Origin of the sequence: Paenibacillus nuruki (genome assembly GCF_963311185.1) — a bacterium.
In the GTDB taxonomy this organism is placed as follows: domain Bacteria; phylum Bacillota; class Bacilli; order Paenibacillales; family Paenibacillaceae; genus Saccharibacillus; species Saccharibacillus nuruki.
This window is the reverse complement of the sequence record NZ_OY725677.1, coordinates 4,675,154-4,698,591: the sequence shown is the minus strand read 5'-3', so window position 1 is coordinate 4,698,591 and position 23,438 is coordinate 4,675,154. Positions and strand designations below refer to the sequence as shown.

General features: G+C 40.4%; 22 protein-coding genes. 9 read left to right on the top strand and 13 right to left on the bottom strand.

Annotated elements, in window-relative coordinates; genetic code table 11:
- Positions 1 to 75 precede the first annotated feature (75 nt).
- On the top strand, positions 76 to 1,485 hold the full coding sequence (locus RCP16_RS20845; protein WP_308641237.1) for a DNA-binding protein: 1,410 nt from the start codon (positions 76 to 78) through the stop codon (positions 1,483 to 1,485).
- Positions 1,486 to 1,606: 121 nt separating this feature from the next.
- Here the strand turns inward: RCP16_RS20845 and abc-f are convergent, their stop codons facing one another.
- Both abc-f and RCP16_RS20835 read right to left on the bottom strand, forming a co-directional pair.
- Positions 1,607 to 3,250 carry a ribosomal protection-like ABC-F family protein gene (abc-f, locus tag RCP16_RS20840; protein ID WP_308641236.1) on the bottom strand — a complete coding sequence of 548 codons (1,644 nt, stop codon included), beginning with the start codon at positions 3,248 to 3,250 and terminating at the stop codon, positions 1,607 to 1,609.
- 264 nt (positions 3,251 to 3,514) lie between these two features.
- A complete protein-coding gene (locus RCP16_RS20835) occupies positions 3,515 to 3,679 on the bottom strand; it encodes a hypothetical protein (protein WP_161594256.1) in 165 nt (54 codons plus the stop codon).
- Positions 3,680 to 3,835: 156 nt separating this feature from the next.
- On the opposite strand from RCP16_RS20835, the gene RCP16_RS20830 reads away from it, so the two are divergent.
- Positions 3,836 to 4,297: a pyridoxamine 5'-phosphate oxidase family protein gene (locus RCP16_RS20830; RefSeq protein ID WP_308641235.1), complete on the top strand. Its 462-nt coding sequence runs from the start codon at positions 3,836 to 3,838 to the stop codon at positions 4,295 to 4,297.
- Positions 4,298 to 4,345: 48 nt separating this feature from the next.
- On the opposite strand, the gene RCP16_RS20825 is transcribed toward RCP16_RS20830, so the two are convergent.
- A complete protein-coding gene (locus RCP16_RS20825) occupies positions 4,346 to 5,002 on the bottom strand; it encodes a hypothetical protein (protein ID WP_308641234.1) in 657 nt (218 codons plus the stop codon).
- A gap of 178 nt (positions 5,003 to 5,180) precedes the next feature.
- On the opposite strand from RCP16_RS20825, the gene RCP16_RS20820 reads away from it, so the two are divergent.
- Positions 5,181 to 6,749, top strand: coding sequence for an FAD-dependent oxidoreductase (locus RCP16_RS20820; RefSeq protein WP_137223100.1), 1,569 nt, complete (start codon positions 5,181 to 5,183; stop codon positions 6,747 to 6,749).
- 172 nt (positions 6,750 to 6,921) lie between these two features.
- Here the strand turns inward: RCP16_RS20820 and RCP16_RS20815 are convergent, their stop codons facing one another.
- On the bottom strand, positions 6,922 to 7,269 hold the full coding sequence (locus RCP16_RS20815) for a YrhK family protein (RefSeq protein ID WP_069327693.1): 348 nt from the start codon (positions 7,267 to 7,269) through the stop codon (positions 6,922 to 6,924).
- 267 nt (positions 7,270 to 7,536) lie between these two features.
- Between RCP16_RS20815 and RCP16_RS20810 the strand changes: the two genes are divergently transcribed.
- Complete coding sequence (locus RCP16_RS20810) at positions 7,537 to 8,829, top strand: homocysteine synthase (RefSeq protein WP_308641233.1); 1,293 nt, start codon at positions 7,537 to 7,539, stop codon at positions 8,827 to 8,829.
- On the opposite strand, the gene RCP16_RS20805 is transcribed toward RCP16_RS20810, so the two are convergent.
- Both RCP16_RS20805 and RCP16_RS20800 read right to left on the bottom strand, forming a co-directional pair.
- Positions 8,786 to 9,358, bottom strand: a complete 573-nt coding sequence (locus RCP16_RS20805; RefSeq protein ID WP_308641232.1) for a dihydrofolate reductase family protein — start codon at positions 9,356 to 9,358, stop codon at positions 8,786 to 8,788. The genes RCP16_RS20810 and RCP16_RS20805 overlap by 44 nt on opposite strands.
- A 115-nt stretch (positions 9,359 to 9,473) precedes the next feature.
- The gene (locus RCP16_RS20800) at positions 9,474 to 9,938 is read right to left on the bottom strand and encodes a hypothetical protein (RefSeq protein WP_069327690.1); all 465 of its coding nucleotides are present in this window, start codon (positions 9,936 to 9,938) and stop codon (positions 9,474 to 9,476) included.
- Between the two features lie 183 nt (positions 9,939 to 10,121).
- On the opposite strand from RCP16_RS20800, the gene RCP16_RS20795 reads away from it, so the two are divergent.
- Together RCP16_RS20795 and RCP16_RS20790 are read left to right on the top strand one after the other, a co-directional pair.
- On the top strand, positions 10,122 to 10,841 hold the full coding sequence (locus RCP16_RS20795; RefSeq protein WP_308641231.1) for a 3-ketoacyl-ACP reductase: 720 nt from the start codon (positions 10,122 to 10,124) through the stop codon (positions 10,839 to 10,841).
- A gap of 141 nt (positions 10,842 to 10,982) precedes the next feature.
- Positions 10,983 to 11,567, top strand: coding sequence for an LOG family protein (locus RCP16_RS20790; protein ID WP_069327688.1), 585 nt, complete (start codon positions 10,983 to 10,985; stop codon positions 11,565 to 11,567).
- A 112-nt stretch (positions 11,568 to 11,679) separates the two neighbouring features.
- Here the strand turns inward: RCP16_RS20790 and RCP16_RS20785 are convergent, their stop codons facing one another.
- The 6 genes from RCP16_RS20785 to RCP16_RS20760 form a co-directional block, all read right to left on the bottom strand.
- Positions 11,680 to 13,386 (bottom strand): methyl-accepting chemotaxis protein, encoded by a 1,707-nt coding sequence (locus RCP16_RS20785; RefSeq protein WP_069327687.1) that lies wholly within the window; start codon positions 13,384 to 13,386, stop codon positions 11,680 to 11,682.
- 224 nt (positions 13,387 to 13,610) lie between these two features.
- Entirely contained in the window at positions 13,611 to 15,149 is a 1,539-nt protein-coding gene (locus tag RCP16_RS20780; protein ID WP_308641230.1) for a PucR family transcriptional regulator, read from the bottom strand.
- Positions 15,150 to 15,285: 136 nt separating this feature from the next.
- Positions 15,286 to 16,158: a carbohydrate ABC transporter permease gene (locus RCP16_RS20775; protein ID WP_308641229.1), complete on the bottom strand. Its 873-nt coding sequence runs from the start codon at positions 16,156 to 16,158 to the stop codon at positions 15,286 to 15,288.
- Positions 16,158 to 17,090: a carbohydrate ABC transporter permease gene (locus RCP16_RS20770; RefSeq protein WP_069327684.1), complete on the bottom strand. Its 933-nt coding sequence runs from the start codon at positions 17,088 to 17,090 to the stop codon at positions 16,158 to 16,160. Before RCP16_RS20770 ends, RCP16_RS20775 begins: the two co-directional genes overlap by 1 nt.
- 96 nt (positions 17,091 to 17,186) lie before the next feature.
- Positions 17,187 to 18,491: an ABC transporter substrate-binding protein gene (locus tag RCP16_RS20765; RefSeq protein ID WP_308641228.1), complete on the bottom strand. Its 1,305-nt coding sequence runs from the start codon at positions 18,489 to 18,491 to the stop codon at positions 17,187 to 17,189.
- Between the two features lie 145 nt (positions 18,492 to 18,636).
- On the bottom strand, positions 18,637 to 19,584 hold the full coding sequence (locus RCP16_RS20760; RefSeq protein ID WP_069327682.1) for an aminopeptidase: 948 nt from the start codon (positions 19,582 to 19,584) through the stop codon (positions 18,637 to 18,639).
- A gap of 168 nt (positions 19,585 to 19,752) precedes the next feature.
- Here RCP16_RS20760 and RCP16_RS20755 point away from each other — a divergent pair, with 168 nt between their 5' ends.
- The 3 genes from RCP16_RS20755 (at position 19,753) to RCP16_RS20745 (ending at position 22,072) form a co-directional block, all read left to right on the top strand.
- Positions 19,753 to 20,289, top strand: a complete 537-nt coding sequence (locus RCP16_RS20755) for a cysteine hydrolase family protein (protein ID WP_308641227.1) — start codon at positions 19,753 to 19,755, stop codon at positions 20,287 to 20,289.
- A gap of 195 nt (positions 20,290 to 20,484) precedes the next feature.
- On the top strand, positions 20,485 to 21,342 hold the full coding sequence (locus tag RCP16_RS20750) for a basic amino acid ABC transporter substrate-binding protein (protein WP_308641226.1): 858 nt from the start codon (positions 20,485 to 20,487) through the stop codon (positions 21,340 to 21,342).
- 76 nt (positions 21,343 to 21,418) lie between these two features.
- Positions 21,419 to 22,072 (top strand): amino acid ABC transporter permease, encoded by a 654-nt coding sequence (locus RCP16_RS20745; RefSeq protein WP_308641225.1) that lies wholly within the window; start codon positions 21,419 to 21,421, stop codon positions 22,070 to 22,072.
- A gap of 16 nt (positions 22,073 to 22,088) precedes the next feature.
- Here RCP16_RS20745 and RCP16_RS20740 read toward each other — a convergent pair whose 3' ends face one another.
- Complete coding sequence (locus tag RCP16_RS20740) at positions 22,089 to 23,429, bottom strand: TrkH family potassium uptake protein (RefSeq protein ID WP_308642520.1); 1,341 nt, start codon at positions 23,427 to 23,429, stop codon at positions 22,089 to 22,091.
- Positions 23,430 to 23,438 lie beyond the last annotated feature (9 nt).

Here is a 23,438-nt window from a genome sequence, read left to right as displayed (position 1 = left end):
TAATAAATTTGAATTTCATGGGCTTACTGGGGCGCAACAATGGGAAACTTTCAACATAAAGGGGTGTGTTCGGTTATGATTACCAACACCACAACCATACGGCTTGAGATTGAAAAAGGAATTCGACAAAAAGGTCATTCATTAAGCAGCTTCGGTAAACAGGCTGGAATCAACCGTGGTATCATCAGCGGGATCTTGAATGGTAATCCTCCAAAATCGATTTCTATTCGGCAGTTAGACTTGATGGCAGAAGCTTTGGGTCATGCAGAAGGCTGGATGTATGAGTATTATGTGGACGAATGTTTTATTAATGAAAAAGCAGACTGGCGTCGGATCAAGGCATTTTTATTGCGTTGTACAGAGATTGGCAGATATGATTGTATCAAAGAAGTTCTTGATCGTTTGATGGAGGATTTGAACAATACGATATCAATCTTTGGATTGGCTGAAGAATTGTATGCTGAAGGTAAGGTACAAGAGTCGTTGCCATTCTATGAATGTGTGATTGAGAACGAAAAGCATCAGCATTCTGAAAGATTAGCGATTTCGCATTATCGAGTTTTTAGAGCTTCGATTGGTGAGAATACAGAAAAAAGCTTTAGATCAGCAATACGCTTTGAACCTTATCGTAATAGATTACCCGAAAATTTAATGTTAGATGCATTACTTCAATTAGCAAATGTTTATTATACTCTTCAAGACTGGAAAACAATGGAGTACTGTGCTGATGAATTAAAATTATTATTAGAACAAGTTTATAAGATTGATCCTCATTATCCTGAAAAAATAATTGCACCAAAAGAGACAGAGCGTCATATAGTTGTGTATTATGGACAAAGCTTTCTTTTGAAGTCTGTTGCTCTAGAATCCTTGGGAAAATATCTTGATGCAAAATCTTATATATCTGGATATGCTGATTTAAGTTGGTTTCCTGATTTAGATAGCGTGGGTCAAAAAGAAGTTGATAAATTTAAATTAGCTGCTATAGCAAACAAACATAATTTAGACTTGTTAATGGGTGACGACTCTAATTTAGATGAGTATGTTAATTTTCTTCAAAGACATCCAAATGAAATATTGCCTAGTATAATAGTAATTTTAGAAGCTGCTAATAAATACAACTTTGATATTAAAAACACTTTGAAAACTTTTTCAATATCATTTGATTCTGAAATCAATTTTCAAAATGATTATTATCAAAAATCTACCTATAAATCACGGTTGGTAACATTCTATTATGAATTAGCTCTCTATTTTTTAATAAGAGAATTACACAACGATGGAATAAAATACGTTTTAAAAAGTTTAGAAATGGCTCTAGAAATAGTTAATAAAAATAAAGTTCTAGATTGTGTATCTTTATTTGAACAATTCAAAGCTTTTTCTACAGATAATCAGAAAGAATTTTACGAAAATCTAATTAGAGGGGTGAATAATGATGCGAAAATTCACATTGTTGCTAAGTCTAGCTTTGATATTAATTAGCAGTCCAGTGATAAATTCTTCTAACTTTGATAGCAAAATAACTACTAATAGCAATGGAGTAGGATTCTAAATAAAATTAAAAATAAAAAGAGATTCTAAAAAGAATCTCTTTTTATTTTTATTAATTACCTAATTTCTCCTTCCACTCTCGCCAATCCTCATAATTCCCCAAATTCACACTCAACACTCCACTATCCAGACTCCAAATCTGACCTGCAATTCGATTGATAAAATAGCGATCATGGGAAACGGTCAAAATCGTTCCTGGAAATTCTTCTAATGCTTCTTCCAGTGCTTCTCTGGCGGAAATATCCAGATGGTTGGTCGGTTCATCCAGAATCAGCAGATTCGGGCGTTCGTGCATCAGGATGGCTAGACGGAGACGGCTCCATTCGCCACCGGATAGACCGGAGACTTTTTTGAACACGTCTGATCCGTAAAATAAGAACTTCGCCAACTGTCCTCTGGCTTCGCCTTCTTCCATCTTCGCCGCTAGCTTGAACCATTGCAGTACTGTTTCTCCCAGATCAGGTGTAGCGGCTTCTTGCGCCAGATAGCCGACTTCGGCACGTGAGCCGAGTGACAATGTGCCGGCATCGATTGATTCTTGTTGCAGTATCATACGTAATAAGGTCGTTTTGCCTGCACCATTGCCACCGATAATCGCAGCATTTTCCCCATATCGTAATAGAGCCGAGGCTTGGTTTAACAAGACTTTATCTCCATAGCATTTATTGACTCGATCCAGTACTAATACACGATCACCGGAACGATCTTTCTGTCTCAAATCCAGTTCGATCTGTGCACGATCCATAATTGGACGTTTAACCTTTTCCATACGATCTAATGCTTTCTGCATCGAAGCCGCTTTGCGGTGGAACGATGGGTTAGGCGGATTAGAGCGATTCCCCCATTCGATCAGACGTTTGATCGACTCTTTGATGCGTTTAATTTCTTTTTGCTGATCTTTGTAATCTTCGAATTGTCTGACCAGACGGCGCTGTTTCTCATCTCGATATGCTGAATAGCTCATCGGATACGTGGTAGCTTCTCCGTCCTCTAGTTCTACAATTTGATGGACTACTTTATCTAAAAAATAACGATCATGCGAAATCACGACTACCGTTGCTGTCGATTGACTGATAAATTGTTCTAACCAGACGACTGCATCCATATCTAGATGGTTGGTCGGCTCATCTAAAAGCAGTACATCTGGATCGGTGAGTAATAGTGTGGCCAGACCGACTTTAGTCTTTTCTCCACCGGATAGCCCTTCGAACGACCGATCGTAATGCTCAGCAGGAATCCCTAGACCATTCGCGATTCGATCGATTCGAGCAGACATTTCATACCCGCCTCCACGCTCAAAGGTATCCAGTGCTTCTCCATACTGCTGAAGTATCCGTTGCATCTGTTCTTCTCCCAGATGTTCGTCTGACATCTGTATACTTAGTTGCTCCATTCGTTCTTGCAATTGGGTCAGATGAATAAAGCTTTCTTGCAGAACTTCTAAGATCGTTATATCTGGAGCATAGACAGGCATCTGTTGCAGATAACCCACTCTAGCACCTTTTTGGATATGGACTTCTCCTTGAAACGGTTTGTCTTGACCGGATAAAATGCGAAACAGCGTTGTTTTGCCTGCCCCATTCATTCCGATCAGACCGACTTTGTGACCACTGTGAATTTCAAAAGTAACATTCGTTAACACATGCTCGGCACCATAATATTGTTGAACCTGCTGACAGGCGATCATAATAGACATATTGTTCATTCTCCTCTGAGTATATAAAGTAGAGGGAAATGCGCTTCTGCCTTGCGATCTGATCTGTGCGCATAGGGTAAAGAACACAAAAAAGCCGCAGGGAAATGTCCCTGCGACTTCTCTGTTTTTGCTTGCATCAGAGCAGACGCTTTATATGCCAGCAGGTATAGAGTGTTACGTGTGGCTTGCTAGAACGTACGAAGTGATTATATCGGAATTGCTTTCCGTTGCACCGATCAATCGTAGCTTCGTATCTAGACAAACTTACGCTCTGTATCCGTCTGGAGATAAAGGCAGGAGCGGCATTTCGCCATAATAAAGATATTCATTTTTGGACAGACTTCTCCCGTCTTCGCCAAATGAATGAATAATACTATAGCTACCAAGCGGTCTGCGCTCAAGCGTAATAGATAATAGGAAATACAACATCCTGCCTCACCTCCTTCTCCAATTCAAGTCGTTGAATCTTCCTGCTTCTATCCCAGAGATTACAGGTTCAACAGACTCGGGTATAATTAATATATTTTTAACATAGATGGTTAGGGTATAGCAAGACATTTTTTTTAGAAAAGGATGTGTCTACTGATGAATACTGTCTCACTTTCCCCTGTATTATTAGAGTTATTCGATGGACAGCAATTACATGAAAAAAAGCAATTAGCGATGCCTCTTCTTACGGTTAATGAAGATGGTTATCCGCATCAAGCCATGGTTAGTGTCGGTGAAGTGATCGCCATAGATAGCGAGCATCTACGACTCGCTCTATGGGAAGGTACAACAACGACCACTAATATTTTACGTACTGGGCAAGCGTTACTAACGTTTGTCTGGCAAGGGGTGTCTTATGCTTTGCGTATATCGCTTACGCCTTTGCCAGCGTTACCAGATGCCCTCTATGCTAGAGCACGATTTGTCGCTACCATCGAGCATATTCGCGAAGATACTGCCAAATATGCTACCCTTACTTCCGGTATCACGATTGAGCTTCATCAAGCAGACGAAGTATTGGAACGCTGGCAACAGACTTTACAAGAATTACTTCGATAATTGCGATAATCACCCTGATCATATTTCTATACAAATGTAGTTTACACTTTACGATTTGGCATTGATGATGTTAAATAAGTCGTTATGATTAAACACATCATAGCTAACTTTCCATGTATCTGCGGTAGGCTGTAATTGTAATTCGCCCTCGACAGGAATACTTGGCTCTCCGTTCGCAAAAGCGATCTTCATTGTATAAGAAAGTTGCAGAACCCCTTGTCTGGTTTGGGGTTCTTTTTTGTGTATTTCTAGATCTTCAGGGCTTAAGGTACTTTGCTTTTTAACAGCTAACTGCATAGGTAAAGTGAGCAGTCTGGATACAGTCTGATATTGTAATTGTTTTTCTGTAAGATAGGATTCATTTTTCGTCATTTCTTGTTCGATCATTTCTTCTAGTGAAGTTTTTTTCTTGTATTCCTCGCCTACTGTATATTGATCTTTTTTGTAATTAGCAGCGAATTGGATAGCTTGCTCTACTTGCTCTTCTGTGAATGTAGTTGAATCTGCTTTGGAACTTGTTGATATGCTATTTGCTTGATTACTTGCTGCATTTTCAGTAGTCTGGGTTGGCGTTGTAGTCGGTTGTTCCGTAGTCGCTGGCGTCGCTGATTGACTTTGTTGGCATCCTGTCATTACAGCCAAAAGTAAAACGACACTTCCCATGATAAACAGACGTGATTTGCGTTTTTTCGTTGCTTGGGTCATATGTATCTCTCCTTTGTGGTTGGTGAAGTGTTCTATTTTACCATGAAATTCCTGCATATACATCTTTTCACGTATAGCCAAGCGCTTAGTCTTATCCATACGGTGGTAATAATAAAAATGAAAACCTATGAATTTCAAATTATAGCGTTCTTATTACAGAACCGGACGGAGGACAACGATGCAAGAACCATCTCATGAAGAAACGTCTGAAAATACATCGCCTCAAAATTTACCTGAATATCCATCTTCGCTGTGGAGAGCTACGGTCGATCTGCCTACTTTTCCTAGTGTGCAAGGAGAATTGGATACAGAGATTGTTGTTGTAGGAGCAGGGATCACAGGCATTACAGCGGCTTATCTACTGGCTCAAGAAGGTAAAAAAGTAGTCTTAGTAGAAAGTGGCAAAGTATTAGATGGAACGACAGGATATACAACTGCCAAAGTCAGCTCGCAACATGGCATGATCTATAATGAGTTGATCAGCAATTTTAGTGAAGAAGAAGCTATTCTTTATTATGAAGGTGCCCAAGAAGCACTCCATTATATGCGCCGTCTGGTTGAAGAACATCAGATTGATTGTGATTGGCAACAAGAGACATCTTACATCTATGTAGAGTCCGACGATGCTACACTCAAAAAGTTGGAAAAAGAAATGGATGCTTACCGTAAGCTGGGTATTCCTGGCGAATGGGTTGATTCGTTGCCTATTCCGTTAAGTGTCAAAGGAGCTATCGCTTTACCGGATCAAGCACGATTCCATCCGTTACAATACCTTGTGTTCTTGTTGCAACAATTCCTTTTACTCGGTGGAACAGTCTATGAAGATACGATGATTGAAGAAGTGGAATCAGGAGATCGTCCACGTCTGTTGATACAAGATCAGGAATTTGGTATCACTTGCGACAAAGTAGTATCCGCATCGCATTATCCAGTCACTGACCAGAATGGGTTTTACTTTGCTCGTCTACGTGCTCAACGTTCTTATACATTAGCGGTTCGTGCAGAGACGACTTTTGCCGGTGGGATGTATCTGAGTGTAGATGAACCAAAACACTCTCTTCGTTCGGCTACGATTGATGGACAAGAAATGTTGATCGTTGGCGGTAATGGACACAAAACAGGTCAAGAAGATGAGACGATTACGCATTATGAAGGTTTGGAACACTTTGTAGGCATGTTACTGGGGATCAAAGAAATTCCCTACCGCTGGTCAGCTCAAGATTTATTTTCGCTTGATGATATCCCATGTATTGGTTATATCACAGAAGATGAACCGAATATTCTAGTCGGTACCGCTTTTGCCAAATGGGGGATGACTTCAGGTACACTTGCAGCTCATATGATGACAGATATGATTATGGGTCGGGATAATCGGTATGCTGAACTGTTTAACCCTTCTCGCAAGCAACCGTTATTGACTAAGATCAAAACAGCTGTTGTCCAAAATGCGAACGTGGCTAAAGAAATGATTACAGGTAAATTAGACTTTAACCGCCGTAAAGCCGATGATCTAGACAATGATGAAGGCGGAGTCATCTGGCATCATGGGAAACGCACCGGTGCTTATCGTGATCCAGAGGGTGCTCTACATATGGTGGATACGACATGTACCCATATGGGTTGTGAAGTCGGTTGGAATGAAGCTGAACGCTCGTGGGATTGTCCTTGTCACGGAGCACGATTCGCCTATAATGGTGAGGTGATTGAAGGCCCAGCGACTCAAGCGTTGAAAAAAGTAAATCGGTAATCAGCATTTCTATAGAGCCTATCTTAGAATTAAATAGAGTGCATGTTAGAGTTAAATATAAAAAAACCTCAACTCTTATCGTTGAGGTTTTTTGTTGCCGTTTTTTGTTTTCATAATCATCTATAATCTGAATGCAAATGGTGTGCTTTATATTATCTTTATATCCTGCTGTTTATTTAGAAGGATAAAAAGTCTCTTTTCCTTTTTCATCGTCAATCCATTCCATATGAACACGCTGAATAATAGAAATAATCGCTCGTAGCAATGTATTCGCATTACCGATAATAAACATAATCGTACCTGTTTTCGTTTCACTGGTAAAAAAGAAATAACTACCTGTCAAAAAACAAAGTGTTGTAAAAATATCATTCAAGAGCCGGAATAGTTCATACCGATTGTTGGTAAAGATACGCCGATGTGTTAGATCAACAACAAGACTGGTTTCATCTGGTTTACGTATACGCATCCGACGTGATTTTCGTGGTAGATTCTTTCTTCTCGTTGCATCACGTTTTCGCATAAGATCACCCTCCTCGTCTGATATTACCCTTATTTTCAAAGAGTGAAAGTCATTCAAGAGAAGCTTTTATGTGTTAAATATCAACACTTTATTCACAAAACTATATGTACTCCAGCTATAAAGCATACTATTTTTATAGGAATTATAAAATTAAGATTGAATATTACATCAGATCATGCGAAAATAGGTAAAATTGAGAATGAACAACACCTCTGATTCGACAGCCTCTATTCACCTATTCTATTTGGTTAAAGGAGATTTGAGCTTATGTCTGAACATCAACCTTTTTCATTCGAAACGTTAGCTATTCATGCAGGACAAGAAATCGATCCGACTACTTTTTCAAGAGCTGTACCGTTATATCAGACTTCTTCATATGGATTCCGTGATAGTGAACATGCGGCTAATTTATTTGCACTCAACGAATTTGGTAATATCTATACCCGTCTGATGAACCCGACAACGGATGTATTTGAACAACGGATTGCTGCTTTGGAAGGTGGCGCAGGTGCACTGGCTACCGCATCAGGGCAAGCCGCGATCACATTTTCGATTCTCAATATTGCCAGTAGCGGTGATCATATTGTATCCGCGGCGAGTATATATGGAGGTACATACAACTTATTTGCTAATACATTGCCTAAGCTTGGTATAGAAGTTACATTTGTTAATTCAGACGATCCGGAGACGTTCCGAGCAGCGATTACAGATCAGACGAAAGCGCTTTATGCAGAAACGGTAGGTAATCCGCTAGGAAATGTGCTGGATATCGAAGCTGTTGCTGCGATTGCCCATGAGCATGGGATTCCGCTAATTGTCGATAATACTTTTCCAAGTCCTTACTTGCTTCGTCCGATCGAACATGGAGCGGATATTGTAGTGCATTCGGCGACCAAGTTTATCGGAGGTCATGGTACATCTATTGGTGGTGTGATTGTAGACAGTGGGAAGTTCGATTGGACAGCCCGTGGTAAATTTCCAGGCTTAACTGAGCCTGATCCGAGTTATCACGGCTTGGTGTATACCCAAGCGGTAGGTGCTATTGCTTATATTATCAAAGCCCGTGTACAACTGATGCGTGATCTAGGCGCTCCGATTGCTCCATTTAACTCGTGGTTATTGTTACAAGGATTAGAGACGCTCCATCTGAGAATGGAACGTCATAGTGAAAATGCTAGTCAAGTGGCTGTTTTTCTAGAGCAACATCCGCAAGTCGAATGGGTAAGCTATCCCGGTCTAGCCAGTCACCCTTCTTACGATTTGGCACAGAAATATTTACCTAAAGGTCAAGGAGCGATTCTGACATTTGGGATTCGTGGTGGCGCTGATGCCGGGAAGAAATTGATTGAGCAAGTTCAATTATTTTCACATCTTGCTAATGTAGGTGATTCCAAGTCGCTTATTATTCATCCTGCCAGTACAACCCATCAGCAGTTAACGGAAGAACAACAACTGGCTGCGGGCGTACGTCCAGAATTGATTCGTTTATCGGTAGGCACAGAACATATTTCGGATATTATTGCTGATCTGGAGCAGGCGATTGCAGCAAGTCAGGCTTAACATAATGTAGTGTGACTAATTGTCCATACGAACGAGTCTCTTGAGCAATCCATGATGAGGTCGGGAATCCTTCTCGGAAAAGGGGGATTCCTGAACCTAACATCACAGGTGCTATCGTAATGATCATTTCATCGATCCAATGATGTTGTAAAAATTCATGAACAAGCTGACCGCCGCCCATTAACCAGATATGCTTACCTGATTGTTCTAATTGCTGTGGTACCCACGATGTTAATTCTTCTTGAATAGGAGTAACATGTTCGTCTGCCTGCTGAGATGAACGAGAAAATACATAACACTGCTTATCCTGATATGGAAAAGGCATATCAAACCCCTGAATAACTTCATATGTATGTCTACCCATAAAAATCGTATCAACCTGCTCTATAAAATCGTTATACCCGTTATCACCTTCCCCTTCAACCTGTTCTAACCACTCTACACTTCCTTGTTCATCCGCTATATACCCGTCTAAAGACATAGCTATAAACAAAATAACACGACGCTTGGATGGATCTTTGAATTTCATAAATACACCTCCTAGTTTGTATTTATTGTAACAAAAAAAGATAAATCAGTACACATGTTCGTGTGACTAATCTATCTTTTTATCATTGTATATTGGTAGTTCGTTAGATGTAAGATCATGCAATATTCCCTGTCTGATGGGCATTTAACGCATCATAATACGCTTCTAAAGAACGATCCAGAATCGTTTCAAAAATAAAAAGTTCTACGTCAGGCAATAAATCGCGTGCATATTCCCACGCATTTTCTTCAATTCGCAAAGCAATCCGTGCACATTGCAAAGAATCCGAACACTGCTCTAATTCATCAGCTAACATTTCTAACATCGGATCATGAGCATGACCTAATTCATGAGCAAAAATGATCTGAATATAAGATTCGATAGGTTGTAACGATCCAAATAGCTCGATACATTGTTCTTCAATTTCTTGAATATATAAAGTAATCGTACGGCTGTTCATACCGAACTTGCCACCTATCGAACGATCACCTGGAAAATATGGTTTGGTTAACACATGCACATGACTATTGGCGCGGTGCAATAATTTTTCAATAATAGGTTGAACATAATCTTGATCCAAAAGGCATCCCTTCACTTTCTAGGAATTAAATTCCACAATATATCAGTATATAGGAATTGTCGGAATTTGTAACTGATTTTATTACATTTTCTCAAAAGTAATTGCTTTAATTTTGCCCCGATGAGTTCGGAAGAGTATAATAGGTACGCAATCTATCACACGATTACTAGGAGGATTTCATCTATGGATATTCATCATAAAACAGCTATTATCACAGGAGCAGGTAAAGGAATCGGTAAAGCGATTGCCGAAGCTCTTGCGAAAGAAGGCGTGCAATTAGGATTACTAGCACGTACTGCTTCAGATCTAGAACAGTTGAAGGCTGAATTGACTTCTACTTATGATATTCAAGTATTTACAGCAACAGCAGATATCGGGAACTCGGAAGAAGCACGTCAGGCAGTTGCTTCACTTGCGGCTTCTTTGGGACGTATAAATATTCTGATCAATAATGCAGGAATCGGTAGCTTCGGTAAAATGGTTGATATGGACCCAGCAGAATGGGAACAGATTCTACGTGTTAACCTGATGGGTACATACTATGTGACTCATGAATTGTTACCAGGTATGATCGCACAAGAAAGCGGAGATATTATCAATATCGCTTCTACTGCGGGTGAACGTGGATTCGCTACAGGATCAGCTTATTGCGCTTCCAAATTTGCTGTGATGGGTATGACTGAATCATTAATGCAAGAAGTACGCAAATTCAATATCCGTGTAACTGCGCTAACACCAAGTACAGTGAATACGCCACTTGCAGTCAATGCAGGGCTACCGATTGGTGAAGAAGATCGTATGATGCAACCGGAAGATTTGGCTGAATTGGTTGTAGCTGCACTTAAATTACCTTCTCGTGTGTTGCTGAAAAGCGCAGGTCTATGGACAAATAATCCGCAATAATTCAATTTTGCTTATCTATTTCTTTATTAAAGTTCTATTAGGGGATCAAGCCTTGAATATATTCAAGGCTTTTTCTTATAGTGCGCTGATAAAGGGTATATATACTATACAGATATATACCTTGCATAAGGAGTGAATAGTATGAGATCAATATGTGTATTTGCAGGCTCGGGTACAGGATATAATAGTGATTATTTGCAATACGCATCATTGTTAGGTCAACGTATTGCTGAACATGAGATTCATTTGATTTATGGAGGTTCACGACTGGGATTGATGGGTGCTATCGCAGATGCCGCTTTACAAGCAGGAGGTACAGTCACAGGAATTATGCCTGCTGGATTGCTACATAGCGAACGAGGCCATCAAGGATTAAGTGAATTGATTCGAGTCGACAGTATGCATGAACGTAAAGCAATGATGCAAGAAATGGCAGATGCTTTTATCGCTTTACCCGGTGGATTAGGTACACTGGAAGAATTATTTGAGGTATTATGCTGGTCACAGATTGGAATTCATCATAAGCCGTTAGGATTATATAATGTGAATCAGTATTATGAACCTCTATTACAGTTGATTCAACATACTGTCCGTGAAGGATTTTCAGGTTCGTCTTCGTTAAGCCGATTGGTCTATTCTGATGATGCAGATACATTGTTAGAACAAGTGAGTCATGATATGCCGATCACTTCTGATCTGCGTTGGGACCCTTCTGCTTGGACTTGAACAGATTGGCTATGTGTAAATGTGTACAACAAATACCCGCTGAATCGATCATCTATGGTCGGTTCAGCGGGTATTTGGTTTGTGATATTTTCTAAGACATTATCCGATTAGATTACGAAAGAACTTTAGATACTGCTGCTTGCAATTGAGATGACATCGCATCTAACTGCTGTGAGCTTGCCGCCAGTTGTTCAATCTCAGTTCCTACGGTTTCTGATACAACCAATACTTTATTAGAAGATTGAAGGGCGTGTTCAATCGTTTCTTCTAACTGAATTAATTTTGCTTTTACCTTTTGAGAACACTCGATTTTTTCTTGAGCAATCACAGATACTTCACCAATACTGATCGCTGTTGTTCCTACCGCTTGCCAGATCGCTTCCAAAGCTTCTTCAGATGATTGCGCCGCAGCACGACCGGATGCGAGATGGAGACTACCTTGGTTCAACGTCTCTACAGCACGAGTAATCGATACACTCATTTTGGAAGTGAATTGTTCTACTGATTGTGCTCCTTCACTTGCTTGTTCAGCCAGTCGTCTGACTTCTGAAGCGACTACTGCGAATCCTCGCCCTGCTTCTCCTGCACGTGCAGCTTCTATCGAAGCATTGAGAGCTAGCAGATTTGTCGATCCTGCAATCTCTGAGATCGTATGCGCAATCAATTGAATTTCTTTGGAATAGCTATCTAACTCCTGTACGATTTTCCCATTTTCAACAGCGGCTTGGGCAAATGCTTCTAACGATTGAATCGTTTGTGTCATCGTTTCTTTGCCTCGTTGCGCTGTTTCTTGTGTATATTCTGAATCCTGCACAGCTCCGTTGATACGAATCGCAGCACGAGTAATAAGATGTGAGAGTGTCTGCATAATATCGTTGGATTCGTGAATCACTTGGTTGCCTGAAGACGCATTGCTATTCATTTCTTTATTACTAAGTACAACCTCACTATACGAATGACTCATTTGTTCGAGTGATCTGGAAAAGTGCTCTGACGAATCACTGATCTGACTTGCCGAAGAATACATATTCTGGCGAATGTCTGCCATTAGATGCGATAAATTATCCATCATGGCACGAATCGACAGACTTAAACGTCCAATCTCATCTTGACTACGTACTACAGGAAGCTCTACTTGTAGACTGCCCCCTGCGACTTGCTCAGCAGCCCGAGTGATCATAATTAAAGGACGTAACAGACGCTTCGTTACTAACCACACTACAATCATTGCAGCAACAATTTCTAATACAACGAATAAAATAATCCCTTTTTCAAAACTAGCATTGGCTTCTTCATAAGGAGCATTAGGCACACCCACATACCAGATACCAATCACTTCACCCGAAGCATTTTGAAGAGGCATATATGCGGCTTGATTGACTTGCCCGACCACATTCGCTTCGCCTGTATAGGATTGACCTTGTTTTAATACGATATTACCGACTGTATCTGAGATTTGGGTACCTGTTGCACGTTGCCCATCTTCTTTGATCACATTTGTAGCAATTCGAGTATCATTTAAAAATAAAGTAGCGGTATCCCCTGTTTTTTGACCAAATTGATCTATCCATGCAAATTGATCATTCATGACCTGCGAGCCTTTATACAATTTCCCATCACGTGCTTCCCATTCCCCGGGATACATCGCATCCATTAACAAATAACCACTTTCCAGATCGCCAAGTAGTTTTTGGTGAGAAGCTTGAATCATTTGGCTACTGGCACGTTGAACTGCATAATAACCCAATAATCCACTTCCAATAATAATAACGATACTAATATAAATAACCATCTTTTCTCGAAATCCTAATCTTGCCATACCTTTTCGTACTCCCCCTAATTATGCTGTTTACCTGTAAAAATGTAACTCTGTTCGTACTTATTCATGTGCAATCTCTGTTGTTATCCCCAGTACAACATCATTTGCTAACTATCTTGCTTATTATTTATCGGTCAAAATCATTAATTGATTAAGCTTCTGTGTAACTAAAATTTAAAATAAAAAGCCGTTCTCTCTGATGAGAAAACGACTTGGATCCTTCATTATTCGGGATGTTCTAACAGGTAATAGTAGATCAAGCACATCTGGTACACAAATTGCTCATGGGGATCGTTAAGATCAAATCCTGTAATATCGCGAATACGTTCTAACCGATACTTTACTGAATTGCGGTGGATCGATAGCAAATGAGCAGTGTCAATCAAGCTACTTCGACTTTCCAGATAGAAGAAAAGTGTCCGTAATAAATCGGTCGTATGTTCTTCGTCATATTGCTTGAGCTTACCGAGCTTACGGTCAAATAGTATACCGAACCCTTTCTCATCCATCGTGCCACGTAGTAAATGATAGACTTCGATATCTTTGTAAGCGGTCAAAGAAGTTTCCCCGCTCAATCGGCGAGAAATCGTTAGTGCATTACGGGCTTCGCTAAATCCTTCATGGATATCCCACAACGCTTTGGGGCGACCAATACCCGAGCGATAGCCTGCTAATTTGCCTTCTTTATCATTTAACCATGACAACACAATATCTGCCCATGGAATAGTCTGTTGGCGCTGATCTCCCGCATGATCTGCATTCACTTGAGGCGTAGGTAGAAATAGAATCGCACGATTACTACGAAACTCGATATGTGGACGAATATTATACTTGGCGGCTTCTTGGTACAATAAGCGTGTCAGCCATTCTTCATCCGGTGCTACACGTCCTTCAATCACAGCCACTTCCCACAAATGAGAAGGATTCATTCCTAATTGTTGACCACGCTCTTCGACTTCATGACGAGGAGGAGCCGGTGGTGTCATCAATTCATCTATAAAATTACCTCGTAAACGGTTTTCAGTGTCTTCGATAATTTTGTTACGCATCAGTTCTAGCGCCAGTACTAATCGTGCTTGTTCAATCCCCACTTCTTCCATTGCATCTAAATTCTCTTTATCGACTAACAGATAAGCGACACTACGCTGATCGACATTAATATTTCGCCGGACAGGATACTGAGCATGATGGAAATCCCAACCGATGGGTGAGGAGACGATCAATTCTTCACTATGGTTGATCACAGCGACAGGTGCTTTGAGTAGTCCTGCCACATGGTCGCTTACCGCTTGGATACCTATATTTTCAAGAACCATTGTGGTTAATGTACGATACGCTTCATCTGATCGTTGCAGTAACACTTCTTGTCGATGGAGTGCTTGTTCGATAACAGCATGAGTGATATCACTATATGAAATGTCTTCTGGTAATTCGATCAAGGGAAGTCCATACTGATCACTTAGCGCTTTCGCTTCTGCTGAAATATGATCAAGCACCTGTACCGATTTGATCACCAGACCTGCTGCTCCACTTTGATGTAACTGTTGAATCATTGTTAGTAATAACGCTGGACGATCTCGAAGCGCATATGCGGTCACCAGAATAAGTACTCCTTGCTTATCTCCTGCAATCTCATAAGGTTCTTCAATAATATCAATCGTTTTGACTACACGATCCAGCCCTTGTGCACCGCTTATCACCTTCGTTTGATGTAACAAAGGAATCTTTAATAACTCTTGTATCGTCAATTCTAGCACTCTCATTTTGTTCACCACCATATTCACATTGTTGCTAGATCTATCTTCTGCTCTATCATACTATCCTAACACACCAAAAAAGCGTATCCCTTTCTTCGGTAGAATAGGATAACGCTTAATGGAGTTGCAATACTATAGTGACTTATCCTTTGGTACCTGCGGTCAAATTCATTCCTTCGATAAAATAACGTTGAAAAATAAAGAACAACACAATCACAGGCAATAATACCAGTACAGAACCTGCCATCAGATAATTCCATTGTGTCTGTACACTTCCTCGAAAAGATTGCAGACCGATTTGTAAGGTATACAGCGACTCATCATTTACATACAACAGTGGACCCAAAAAGTCATTCCATGCGCCGTTAAATGAAAGAATCGCAATCGTTGCTAGTGCAGGCTTGGATAGTGGAATAATCACTCTTAACCATGTATAAAAGTGACTGGCTCCATCAATCTTCGCGGCTTCGCTCAGTTCACGAGGAATACTTAAATAAAACTGTCGCAACATAAAAATATAAAAAGCACTTCCCAAAAACTGCGGAATAATTAACGGATAATAAGTGCCTACTAAATGTAATTTGGAAAACATCACATATTGCGGAATAAGGGTAACAAATCCCGGAATCATCATAGTCGCTAGCAAAATCGAAAACCATATTTTTTTACCACGAAATCGAATACGTGCAAATCCATACGCAACAAATGCATTCACAATCACATTACCAGTGACTGCAAAAAAGGAAAGCAATAAGGTATTCAACGTATATTGAGTAAATGGCGCAGCTGCCCATGTACGAATATAATTATCCAGATGAAATTCTTGCGGGATAAACGTAGGCGGATATTGAGCAATTTCTTGCATCGACTTTAACGATGTTGCGATCATCCACCAGAGTGGCAATAAGAATAAGATACTTCCTAATGCCAGAATGATAAAAATAATGATTTGACGTGGAGATAGACGCTTTTTGTGATGTATCTGCGGTGAGATATATGGCTGTACACGTCCCATTATTGATCATCTCCTTCATAATACACCCAGCGTCTGGATAATTTCATATTGATTAAAGTGAGTACAAGCACGATCACAAATAGCACCCATGCCATACCCATGGCATAGCCCATATCAAACACAGTAAACGCTTTGTGCCACATATGCAGATTATAAAAAAGCAGTGAATTCATAGGTCCACCGTTACCACTTTCAGTCATAACGTACCCTTCTTGAAACACTTGAAATCCACCGATAAAACTGGTTACAACATCAAAGAAAATGACAGGCGAAATCATCGGCAACGTGATATGCCAGAATCGACGAAACACAGAAGCTCCATCTAATTTAGCCGCTTCATAGAGTTGTGAAGGTACACCTTGTAAGCTCGCTAGATATAATAACATCCCTCCGCCTACTGCCCACATTTTCATCAAAATAATCGCCGGCTTAGTCCATACTGGATCACTTAACCAAGCAGGGCCTGATATACCTACCCAAGATAATAAGGTATTGATTAACCCACTGGTTGGACTTAATAATTGCATCCATAGAAAATAGACACCGACTCCAGATAGTACAGCAGGCAAATAATAGATCGTGCGGAAAAAACGCATCCCTAAGATCTTCTCATTTAATAACAAAGCCAGTAGCACAGAACCGATCGTCGTTAGAGGAACCATCCATACAACATAATATAATGTGTTTCCTAAAGACGTCCAGAACAAAGGATCATCGGAAAACATCCGTCTATAATTGTCTATCCCGATAAAGTCCATTCGTGAGGTCACATCATAATTGGTAAAACTGGCATACAGCGAAAATAACATAGGAAACAATGTAATCCCAAATAATCCAATCAACCACGGCAGTATAAACATATACCCTTGTCTTTCTTCCTGACGGGCTAATTTAGACAGTTTCGGACGTTTGTGCCCGATCGTTGCTTTCATGATTGACCCCCTTTATGAACGTAGGAAGCGAGAGTTTAACAAGGATTAGCTCCGAGTCCACTCTCGCCTCTACACTTGAATTACATAATGATTGATTTATTTTGTATTTTGCGCCATCAAGTTCTGTATATCTTGTTGCGCCGCTGCTAAAGCTTGCTCGGGCGTTTCTTTTCCCAGCAATACAGCATCCATATGTGGATTAATTAGATTTTTATAATCAGGAGCACTTAATGGAATAGGGAATAATTTGGTACTTTCTAGATTTTCCACTGAAGCTTTGTAGACTGGATTCTGATTCGCTTCTGGATCTTGTGCGGCTTCCATATTAGCGACATTATCAAAATTCTTGATGGCCCAATATTTCTGAGCTTCTACACCTGTTAGGTACTTCATAAATTCCCATGCTTCTGCCGGATGCTTAGCTCCGCGAGGAATTTCTACAACGAATCCACCACCACTACTCCAATGACCGGAACCACTTTCACGTTCTGGAATCGGGGCTACACCAAAATCGAGGTCTTTGCCAAACTCTTCAAGTTGAGTGTTATACGTTCCTGTCTGAATATACATAGCGACTTTACCTGAAATAAAAGCATCGCTTTGTCCATTACCGAATTCGGCTTTCATCGCATCTACCGTCTGACGACCTAAACGATCTTGCCAGGACAGCAACCATTTCAGCGTGTCGACTTTGCCCGGAGTATTGATCGTGGTCTGATTATTATCATCAAAGTACCCTTGACCATTGTCTCCGTTGATCAACCAACTATCTATCCCAAAATCACCCCAAAGTGGATAGAACCCAACTTGTTGATAGGTATCGCCACTTTTTTCATCTAATTTTTGAGCATACTCTTCCAATTCTGCCCATGTTTGTGGAGGATGATTGGGATCAAGCCCTGCTTCTTTAAAAGCGGTTTTGTTGTAATACAGCATTCGTGTATCGGTATTGAACGGTAACGCATATGCTTCATTGTTATAAAGTACATTTTTCCATAATTCTGAATAGAAATTGGCTTCAATATTATCTTTTTGCAAATAAGGGGTTAGATTGGTATTTTGATTTTTGCTCGCCCGGAGGTTTACGTTGGCGTAATCATTAATAATGACATCCGCCGGATTACCAGCCGCCACTGCCGCAAGATTCTTTGTCCAAATATCGCCAAAAGGGAGGTATGTATGCTTAACAATAATGCGATCCTGCGAAGCATTGAAGTCACTGATAATCTTTTCAATAATCGGACGACGAGTCTCCGAACCCCAAAATGTCCAAAAATCGATTTCTACCTTGCCATCTGCTCGTTGCTCCGATGAATCAGATCTTGGCGTACAGGCAGTCATCAACAATAAAAGAACCATTGGGACAATCCATAATATATTTCGTGTATACTTACGATGCATGAACAAATTCCTCCCTGTGTAATTAACAATAGAATAAAAAAGCTCTATATTTACAATAAACGACAAAGTATTACTTTGAATCCACTTATTACAATAAAAAAAGAGCAACTTCTTGTAATAGCAAGAAGTCGCTCTTTTTACTTTTTTATGCTAACAATTCGCCTGCACGCATAATCAGAACATCATCCAGATACACGTCTGGCTTCTGGACAACAGCGTCAATATGTACACCTGCTGCAACTGTTCCACCAAATGTATTATTACTGCCAAAAGCAACATGGATCGTGCCGTAGACTTTCTCATCTTCCAACACAATTCCTGTAATACGTGCTTTATCATTTGTTCCAATTCCAAATTCACCTAACATCCGTCCATCTCCGTCACCTAACATCAGCAATAATTCGGCTCCTGTATCCCCTTCGGCAGCGACCAGACGACCTTCACTAATATTCAGTAATAATGGAGAATCCAGTGCTCCGATCCCTGCAATAGAACCATCAATCACGATCTGGCCTTGAGCGGTTCCTTCCATCGGAGCAATATAAGCTTCACCTGAAGGTAAATTACCGGATTCTCCGGGGTTCAAATACAATCCTGTACTCGGAACACCTTCACGTTCTTCTATTGAAAAGGATAAGCTATATCCTTCTTTTTCAATACGGACTGTCGATGCTTTGGTCAGTAAAGAAGTTACATGTTCTGTTAATTCTTTCACTTTGGCATATTCAGCAGTGATCGCACCATGGGTGAACATATCTTCTGTGATCCCTGGCATCGTCGCTACTCGTGTACCTGCGGCTGCGGCTTGTTTACGTGCAGCGGTATGAGTTAACGAATAACGTGTTACACAGATTGCTACCGAAGCGTTCATCATCGCTGTAGCAATCGAAGCAGGTGGTTCTTCTCCTGATTTGCTACGCTCTTGCATGACCATCAACATCGATTCTGCTCCTAATCGCTTTCCCGCTTCATACAGAGATTCAGCTAGATGTTGGCGGCTATCATCAGCCACTACAACCAAAGACTCTCCTGCTTGGAGTCCAAGACAATCAATCAATACATTTTTACTAATTTCGATACGTTCTTCGCTCATGGCATATCCATCCTTTGATTCTAGAGTATAAGTAAGATTGATCACGTACTTTATGTCTTATATTGTTCCATAACTCTGTATAAAACACCAATCGCATTTATATAATCCAGATGCTTTTTAAGATATAATATGTTTTTACATCATACATAGGTGATTGGAGGAATAAAGATGAAGCAGGCATTACTTGTTATTGATATGCAAGAAATCTTTTTTGATTTGCCTGAAAATGCGTTGTATCAACGCGATCGACTCACTACAAAAGTCAATCAACTGATTGCCCAAGCTCGTACTGTAGATTGTCCGGTGATCTTTATTCAACACACCAGTTATACCGCAGGCGAAGATCTATATGTCGATACGCCTGAATGGGAAATCTATCATAAGCTAGATCGTCAGGATAAAGATCCTGTGTTCCGCAAAACCAAATGGGATGCTTTTTACCAGACGGAACTACTACCATGGCTTCAGAAAAATCAGATTCAGCAACTCATTTTTGCAGGTGCACAGACTGAATTCTGTATCGATACTTCTATACGAGCTGCCTATAGTCTAGGTTATCAGCAAAATATTGTGATTAAAGATGGCACCAGCACACTAGACAGCTCTGTATTGCGTGCCGATCAGATTATTGCTCATCATGAAAATGTATGGAATGGCCGTTTCGCTCAAGTCCTAGCGGTTGAGGATGTACAGTTTCAATCTTAACTGCATATATAGTCTTATCGCGACGTTACCTATTCTCTCTTTTGTAAAGTAGTTCTCTACCTACTTTACAAAAGAAAGAGTAGGTTTTTTGTATTTGTGTTATTTTATCTAACAAATAAATAATATTTATTGAGCTTTTAGAACTTAATTGGTAATATACATATCATATAAAGTAAATTAATAGGGGGTTATGATTTGAAAAAGACTTATTTGTTAACTTTTATGACATTAATTATGATAATTGTACTTTCTGCATGTGGTACACCACCTGCCAAAGACCCTGCTCCTGCTGCTTCTACCGATTCAAGTACCACAAATACCAGTGATGAGACAATCAAAGTTGCTACAGATGCTTCATACGCTCCTATGGAATTTATGGATTTGGATAAAGTCTCAGGGTTTGATATTGATTTTCTAGCGGCTGTTATGGAAGAAGCGGGTTTGAAATACGAGGTTACTAATATTGGATGGGACACTCTACTGGAAAGTGTAAAACAAGGTACCGAATACAAAGCAGGTATCTCTGCTGTCTCGATCACCGATGAGCGTAAAGAAACGTATGCGTTCTCAATCCCTTATTTCGAATCAACCAATATGATTATGGTCAAAGAAGGAAGTAACATCAAAAGCGCAACCGATCTCAAAGACAAAACCGTCGCTGTCCAAAACGGAACGACTGCGGATATCTTGATGTCCAAAATTATGGGTCAAAATAGTACCAATCTTAAAAAGTTCGATAGCAATACGTTAGCACTGCTGGAACTGGATAATGGCGGTGCAGATGCTGTTGTCGCAGATATTGCTGTGGTGCGCGAATATATCAAAAACAATCCTAACAACAAATTAGTCGGTATCACCGATAATACTCATTTTAATTCAGAATATTATGGACTGATCTATCCTAAAGATAGCGATCTCAAAGCTAAAATCGATCCTGCCATTCAAACGGTGATCGACAATGGAAAATATGCTGAAATCTATCAAAAATGGTTCGGCACAGCGCCTGATCTGACGAATTTAAAAGCTGAAATCACCAAAGCAGGGACTTCATAAGCGTAATGCGTCTATCGTTATTCTGTTCATCATCTATGTCACTACAAAAACCTTTTAACATAGAAAGGGACTCTGCATGACAGACTTCAGATTCGATATTATCGCTTATTACCTCCCGATCTTATTAAAAGGGACTTTGTTAACGATTGGTATTTCATTTGCAGGTATTATTTTCGGATCGATCCTTGGATTGATTATGGGATTTGGACGGATGTCTTCCAAATGGTATTTCAACTTACCGACAGCTTGTTATATTAACTTTTTTCGTGGAACTCCATTGCTTGTGCAAGTGCTTATAGTCCACTTTGGTCTGATTCCACTATTGCTTGATCGAAGTGATCCCATTCTAGCTGCAATCGTCGCTTTAACACTCAATTCAGCCGCCTATACTGCTGAAATTTTCCGTGCTGGTATTCAATCGGTTGAAAAAGGGCAAACAGAAGCGGCGCTATCCCTCGGGATGACACGCCGCCAGACAATGCGATATATTATTTTGCCACAAGCGATCAAGCGAATGATCCCTGCTTTTGGTAATGAATTTATTGTACTGATCAAAGACTCTTCCCTGGTTGCAATTATCGCCGCTCCGGAACTAATGTATTATGCTAACAGTATGCGTGGACAATATATGCGTGTCTGGGAACCTTATATCACAGCTTCGATTATTTACTTTATCCTGACCTATTCGCTAAGTAAATTATTGAACTGGTGGGAAAAGAAAATCAATTAATAAGCAACAGAGAACATCAGCCAATCAGTACCTTTTCTTCCGGGTAACTGAACTTGGCTTCTTTGTTTTTCTGTGCTAGTGCATACGCTAGAGCAAGTGGACCAAGACGACCGATAAACATGGTAATAATAATGATCACTTTTCCTGCGGGTGTTAAATGAGGCGTTAAGCCCATAGATGAACCGACTGTACCGAAAGCTGATACCGTTTCATAGAAAATACTTAAAAATTGCGCATCTGTTCCACTTTCCGTGATGGTCAGTAAGATCGTCATTGTAAACACAATACCCAGCGAGATCATAATAACCGCTAATGCACGAAATGCTGTATCAAAGCTAATTCTGCGGTGGAACGCACGAATCTCACTACGACCCCGGACAACACTGTAGAGCGCCAGCATTAGAATCGCAAACGTATTGGTTTTGATCCCCCCACCGGTGGAACCACTGGCAGCTCCGATAAACATTAGAATAATAAAGACAAATTGCGTTGCCGCCATCAGACCACCGATATTGACGGTATTATAACCGGATGAACGTGGCATAACGCCCTGGAATAACGATGCCCAGATTTTCTCGGTGATACTCAAATGCCCGAGTGTTGCTGGATTGCCCCATTCTACTATCAGTACAAACAATACGCCAAATATGGTCGCAATCGCTGAAGTCATCAGTACCAACTTGGTATTTAAAGAAAATCGACGCCATCTGCGCTTTTGCAATATATCGGTTACGACAATGAATCCAAGTCCACCGATCACAAATAGTGAAATAACGACCGTATTGACGACCGGATCGCCCACATGACTGGACAAGCTATCTGGAGACAAGGAGAAGCCTGCATTATTAAAAGAAGAGATCGCGTAAAAAGCGCCCTGATATAGCGCAGGTACCCATCCCATTGTCGGTCCCCAATGTAGTGTCAAAGTGATCATCGCTACAAATTCAAGTACAAAAGCGATCAGGAAAATGTTAAGCGATAATTTCACTAATCCCTGCGTTGAAAAAGCATTGGTCGCTTGCTGAATCATTAAACGATGCTTGAGTCCAATCTGCTTTCCTAATAACACAGCAAACAGCACCCCGAACGTCATAAATCCGAGTCCACCGATCTGAATCAATACCATGATGACCAGTTCCCCAAATAATGAAAAGCTGGCTCCCGTATCAATCACAGCAAGCCCTGTCACACAAACAGCAGAAGTGGCGGTGAAAAATGCGTTCAATAACCCTACACTATGACCATTAGTACCCGCTAGCGGAAGACTCAGAAGTATCGTTCCAATAAAAATCATCCCTGCAAACCCCAGTGGGATCAAGCGTGCCGGATGAACAAATCCTTTCATATGCCTTGCCATTTTATTCAA

What these genes read in the sequence shown, in the direction of transcription:
- RCP16_RS20845 (WP_308641237.1), top strand. Translation starts at nt 76, where the DNA reads ATGATTACCAACACCACAACCATACGGCTTGAGATTGAAAAAGGAATT.
- RCP16_RS20810 (WP_308641233.1), top strand. Translation starts at nt 7,537, where the DNA reads ATGTCTGAACATCAACCTTTTTCATTCGAAACGTTAGCTATTCATGCA.
- RCP16_RS20785 (WP_069327687.1), bottom strand. Translation starts at nt 13,386, where the DNA reads ATGGCAAGATTAGGATTTCGAGAAAAGATGGTTATTTATATTAGTATC.
- RCP16_RS20830 (WP_308641235.1), top strand. Translation starts at nt 3,836, where the DNA reads ATGAATACTGTCTCACTTTCCCCTGTATTATTAGAGTTATTCGATGGA.
- RCP16_RS20765 (WP_308641228.1), bottom strand. Translation starts at nt 18,491, where the DNA reads ATGCATCGTAAGTATACACGAAATATATTATGGATTGTCCCAATGGTT.
- RCP16_RS20745 (WP_308641225.1), top strand. Translation starts at nt 21,419, where the DNA reads ATGACAGACTTCAGATTCGATATTATCGCTTATTACCTCCCGATCTTA.
- RCP16_RS20825 (WP_308641234.1), bottom strand. Translation starts at nt 5,002, where the DNA reads ATGACCCAAGCAACGAAAAAACGCAAATCACGTCTGTTTATCATGGGA.
- RCP16_RS20755 (WP_308641227.1), top strand. Translation starts at nt 19,753, where the DNA reads ATGAAGCAGGCATTACTTGTTATTGATATGCAAGAAATCTTTTTTGAT.
- RCP16_RS20835 (WP_161594256.1), bottom strand. Translation starts at nt 3,679, where the DNA reads ATGTTGTATTTCCTATTATCTATTACGCTTGAGCGCAGACCGCTTGGT.
- abc-f (WP_308641236.1), bottom strand. Translation starts at nt 3,250, where the DNA reads ATGTCTATTATGATCGCCTGTCAGCAGGTTCAACAATATTATGGTGCC.
- RCP16_RS20780 (WP_308641230.1), bottom strand. Translation starts at nt 15,149, where the DNA reads ATGAGAGTGCTAGAATTGACGATACAAGAGTTATTAAAGATTCCTTTG.
- RCP16_RS20815 (WP_069327693.1), bottom strand. Translation starts at nt 7,269, where the DNA reads ATGCGAAAACGTGATGCAACGAGAAGAAAGAATCTACCACGAAAATCA.
- RCP16_RS20770 (WP_069327684.1), bottom strand. Translation starts at nt 17,090, where the DNA reads ATGAAAGCAACGATCGGGCACAAACGTCCGAAACTGTCTAAATTAGCC.
- RCP16_RS20740 (WP_308642520.1), bottom strand. Translation starts at nt 23,429, where the DNA reads ATGGCAAGGCATATGAAAGGATTTGTTCATCCGGCACGCTTGATCCCA.
- RCP16_RS20775 (WP_308641229.1), bottom strand. Translation starts at nt 16,158, where the DNA reads ATGGGACGTGTACAGCCATATATCTCACCGCAGATACATCACAAAAAG.
- RCP16_RS20805 (WP_308641232.1), bottom strand. Translation starts at nt 9,358, where the DNA reads ATGAAATTCAAAGATCCATCCAAGCGTCGTGTTATTTTGTTTATAGCT.
- RCP16_RS20820 (WP_137223100.1), top strand. Translation starts at nt 5,181, where the DNA reads ATGCAAGAACCATCTCATGAAGAAACGTCTGAAAATACATCGCCTCAA.
- RCP16_RS20760 (WP_069327682.1), bottom strand. Translation starts at nt 19,584, where the DNA reads ATGAGCGAAGAACGTATCGAAATTAGTAAAAATGTATTGATTGATTGT.
- RCP16_RS20795 (WP_308641231.1), top strand. Translation starts at nt 10,122, where the DNA reads ATGGATATTCATCATAAAACAGCTATTATCACAGGAGCAGGTAAAGGA.
- RCP16_RS20790 (WP_069327688.1), top strand. Translation starts at nt 10,983, where the DNA reads ATGAGATCAATATGTGTATTTGCAGGCTCGGGTACAGGATATAATAGT.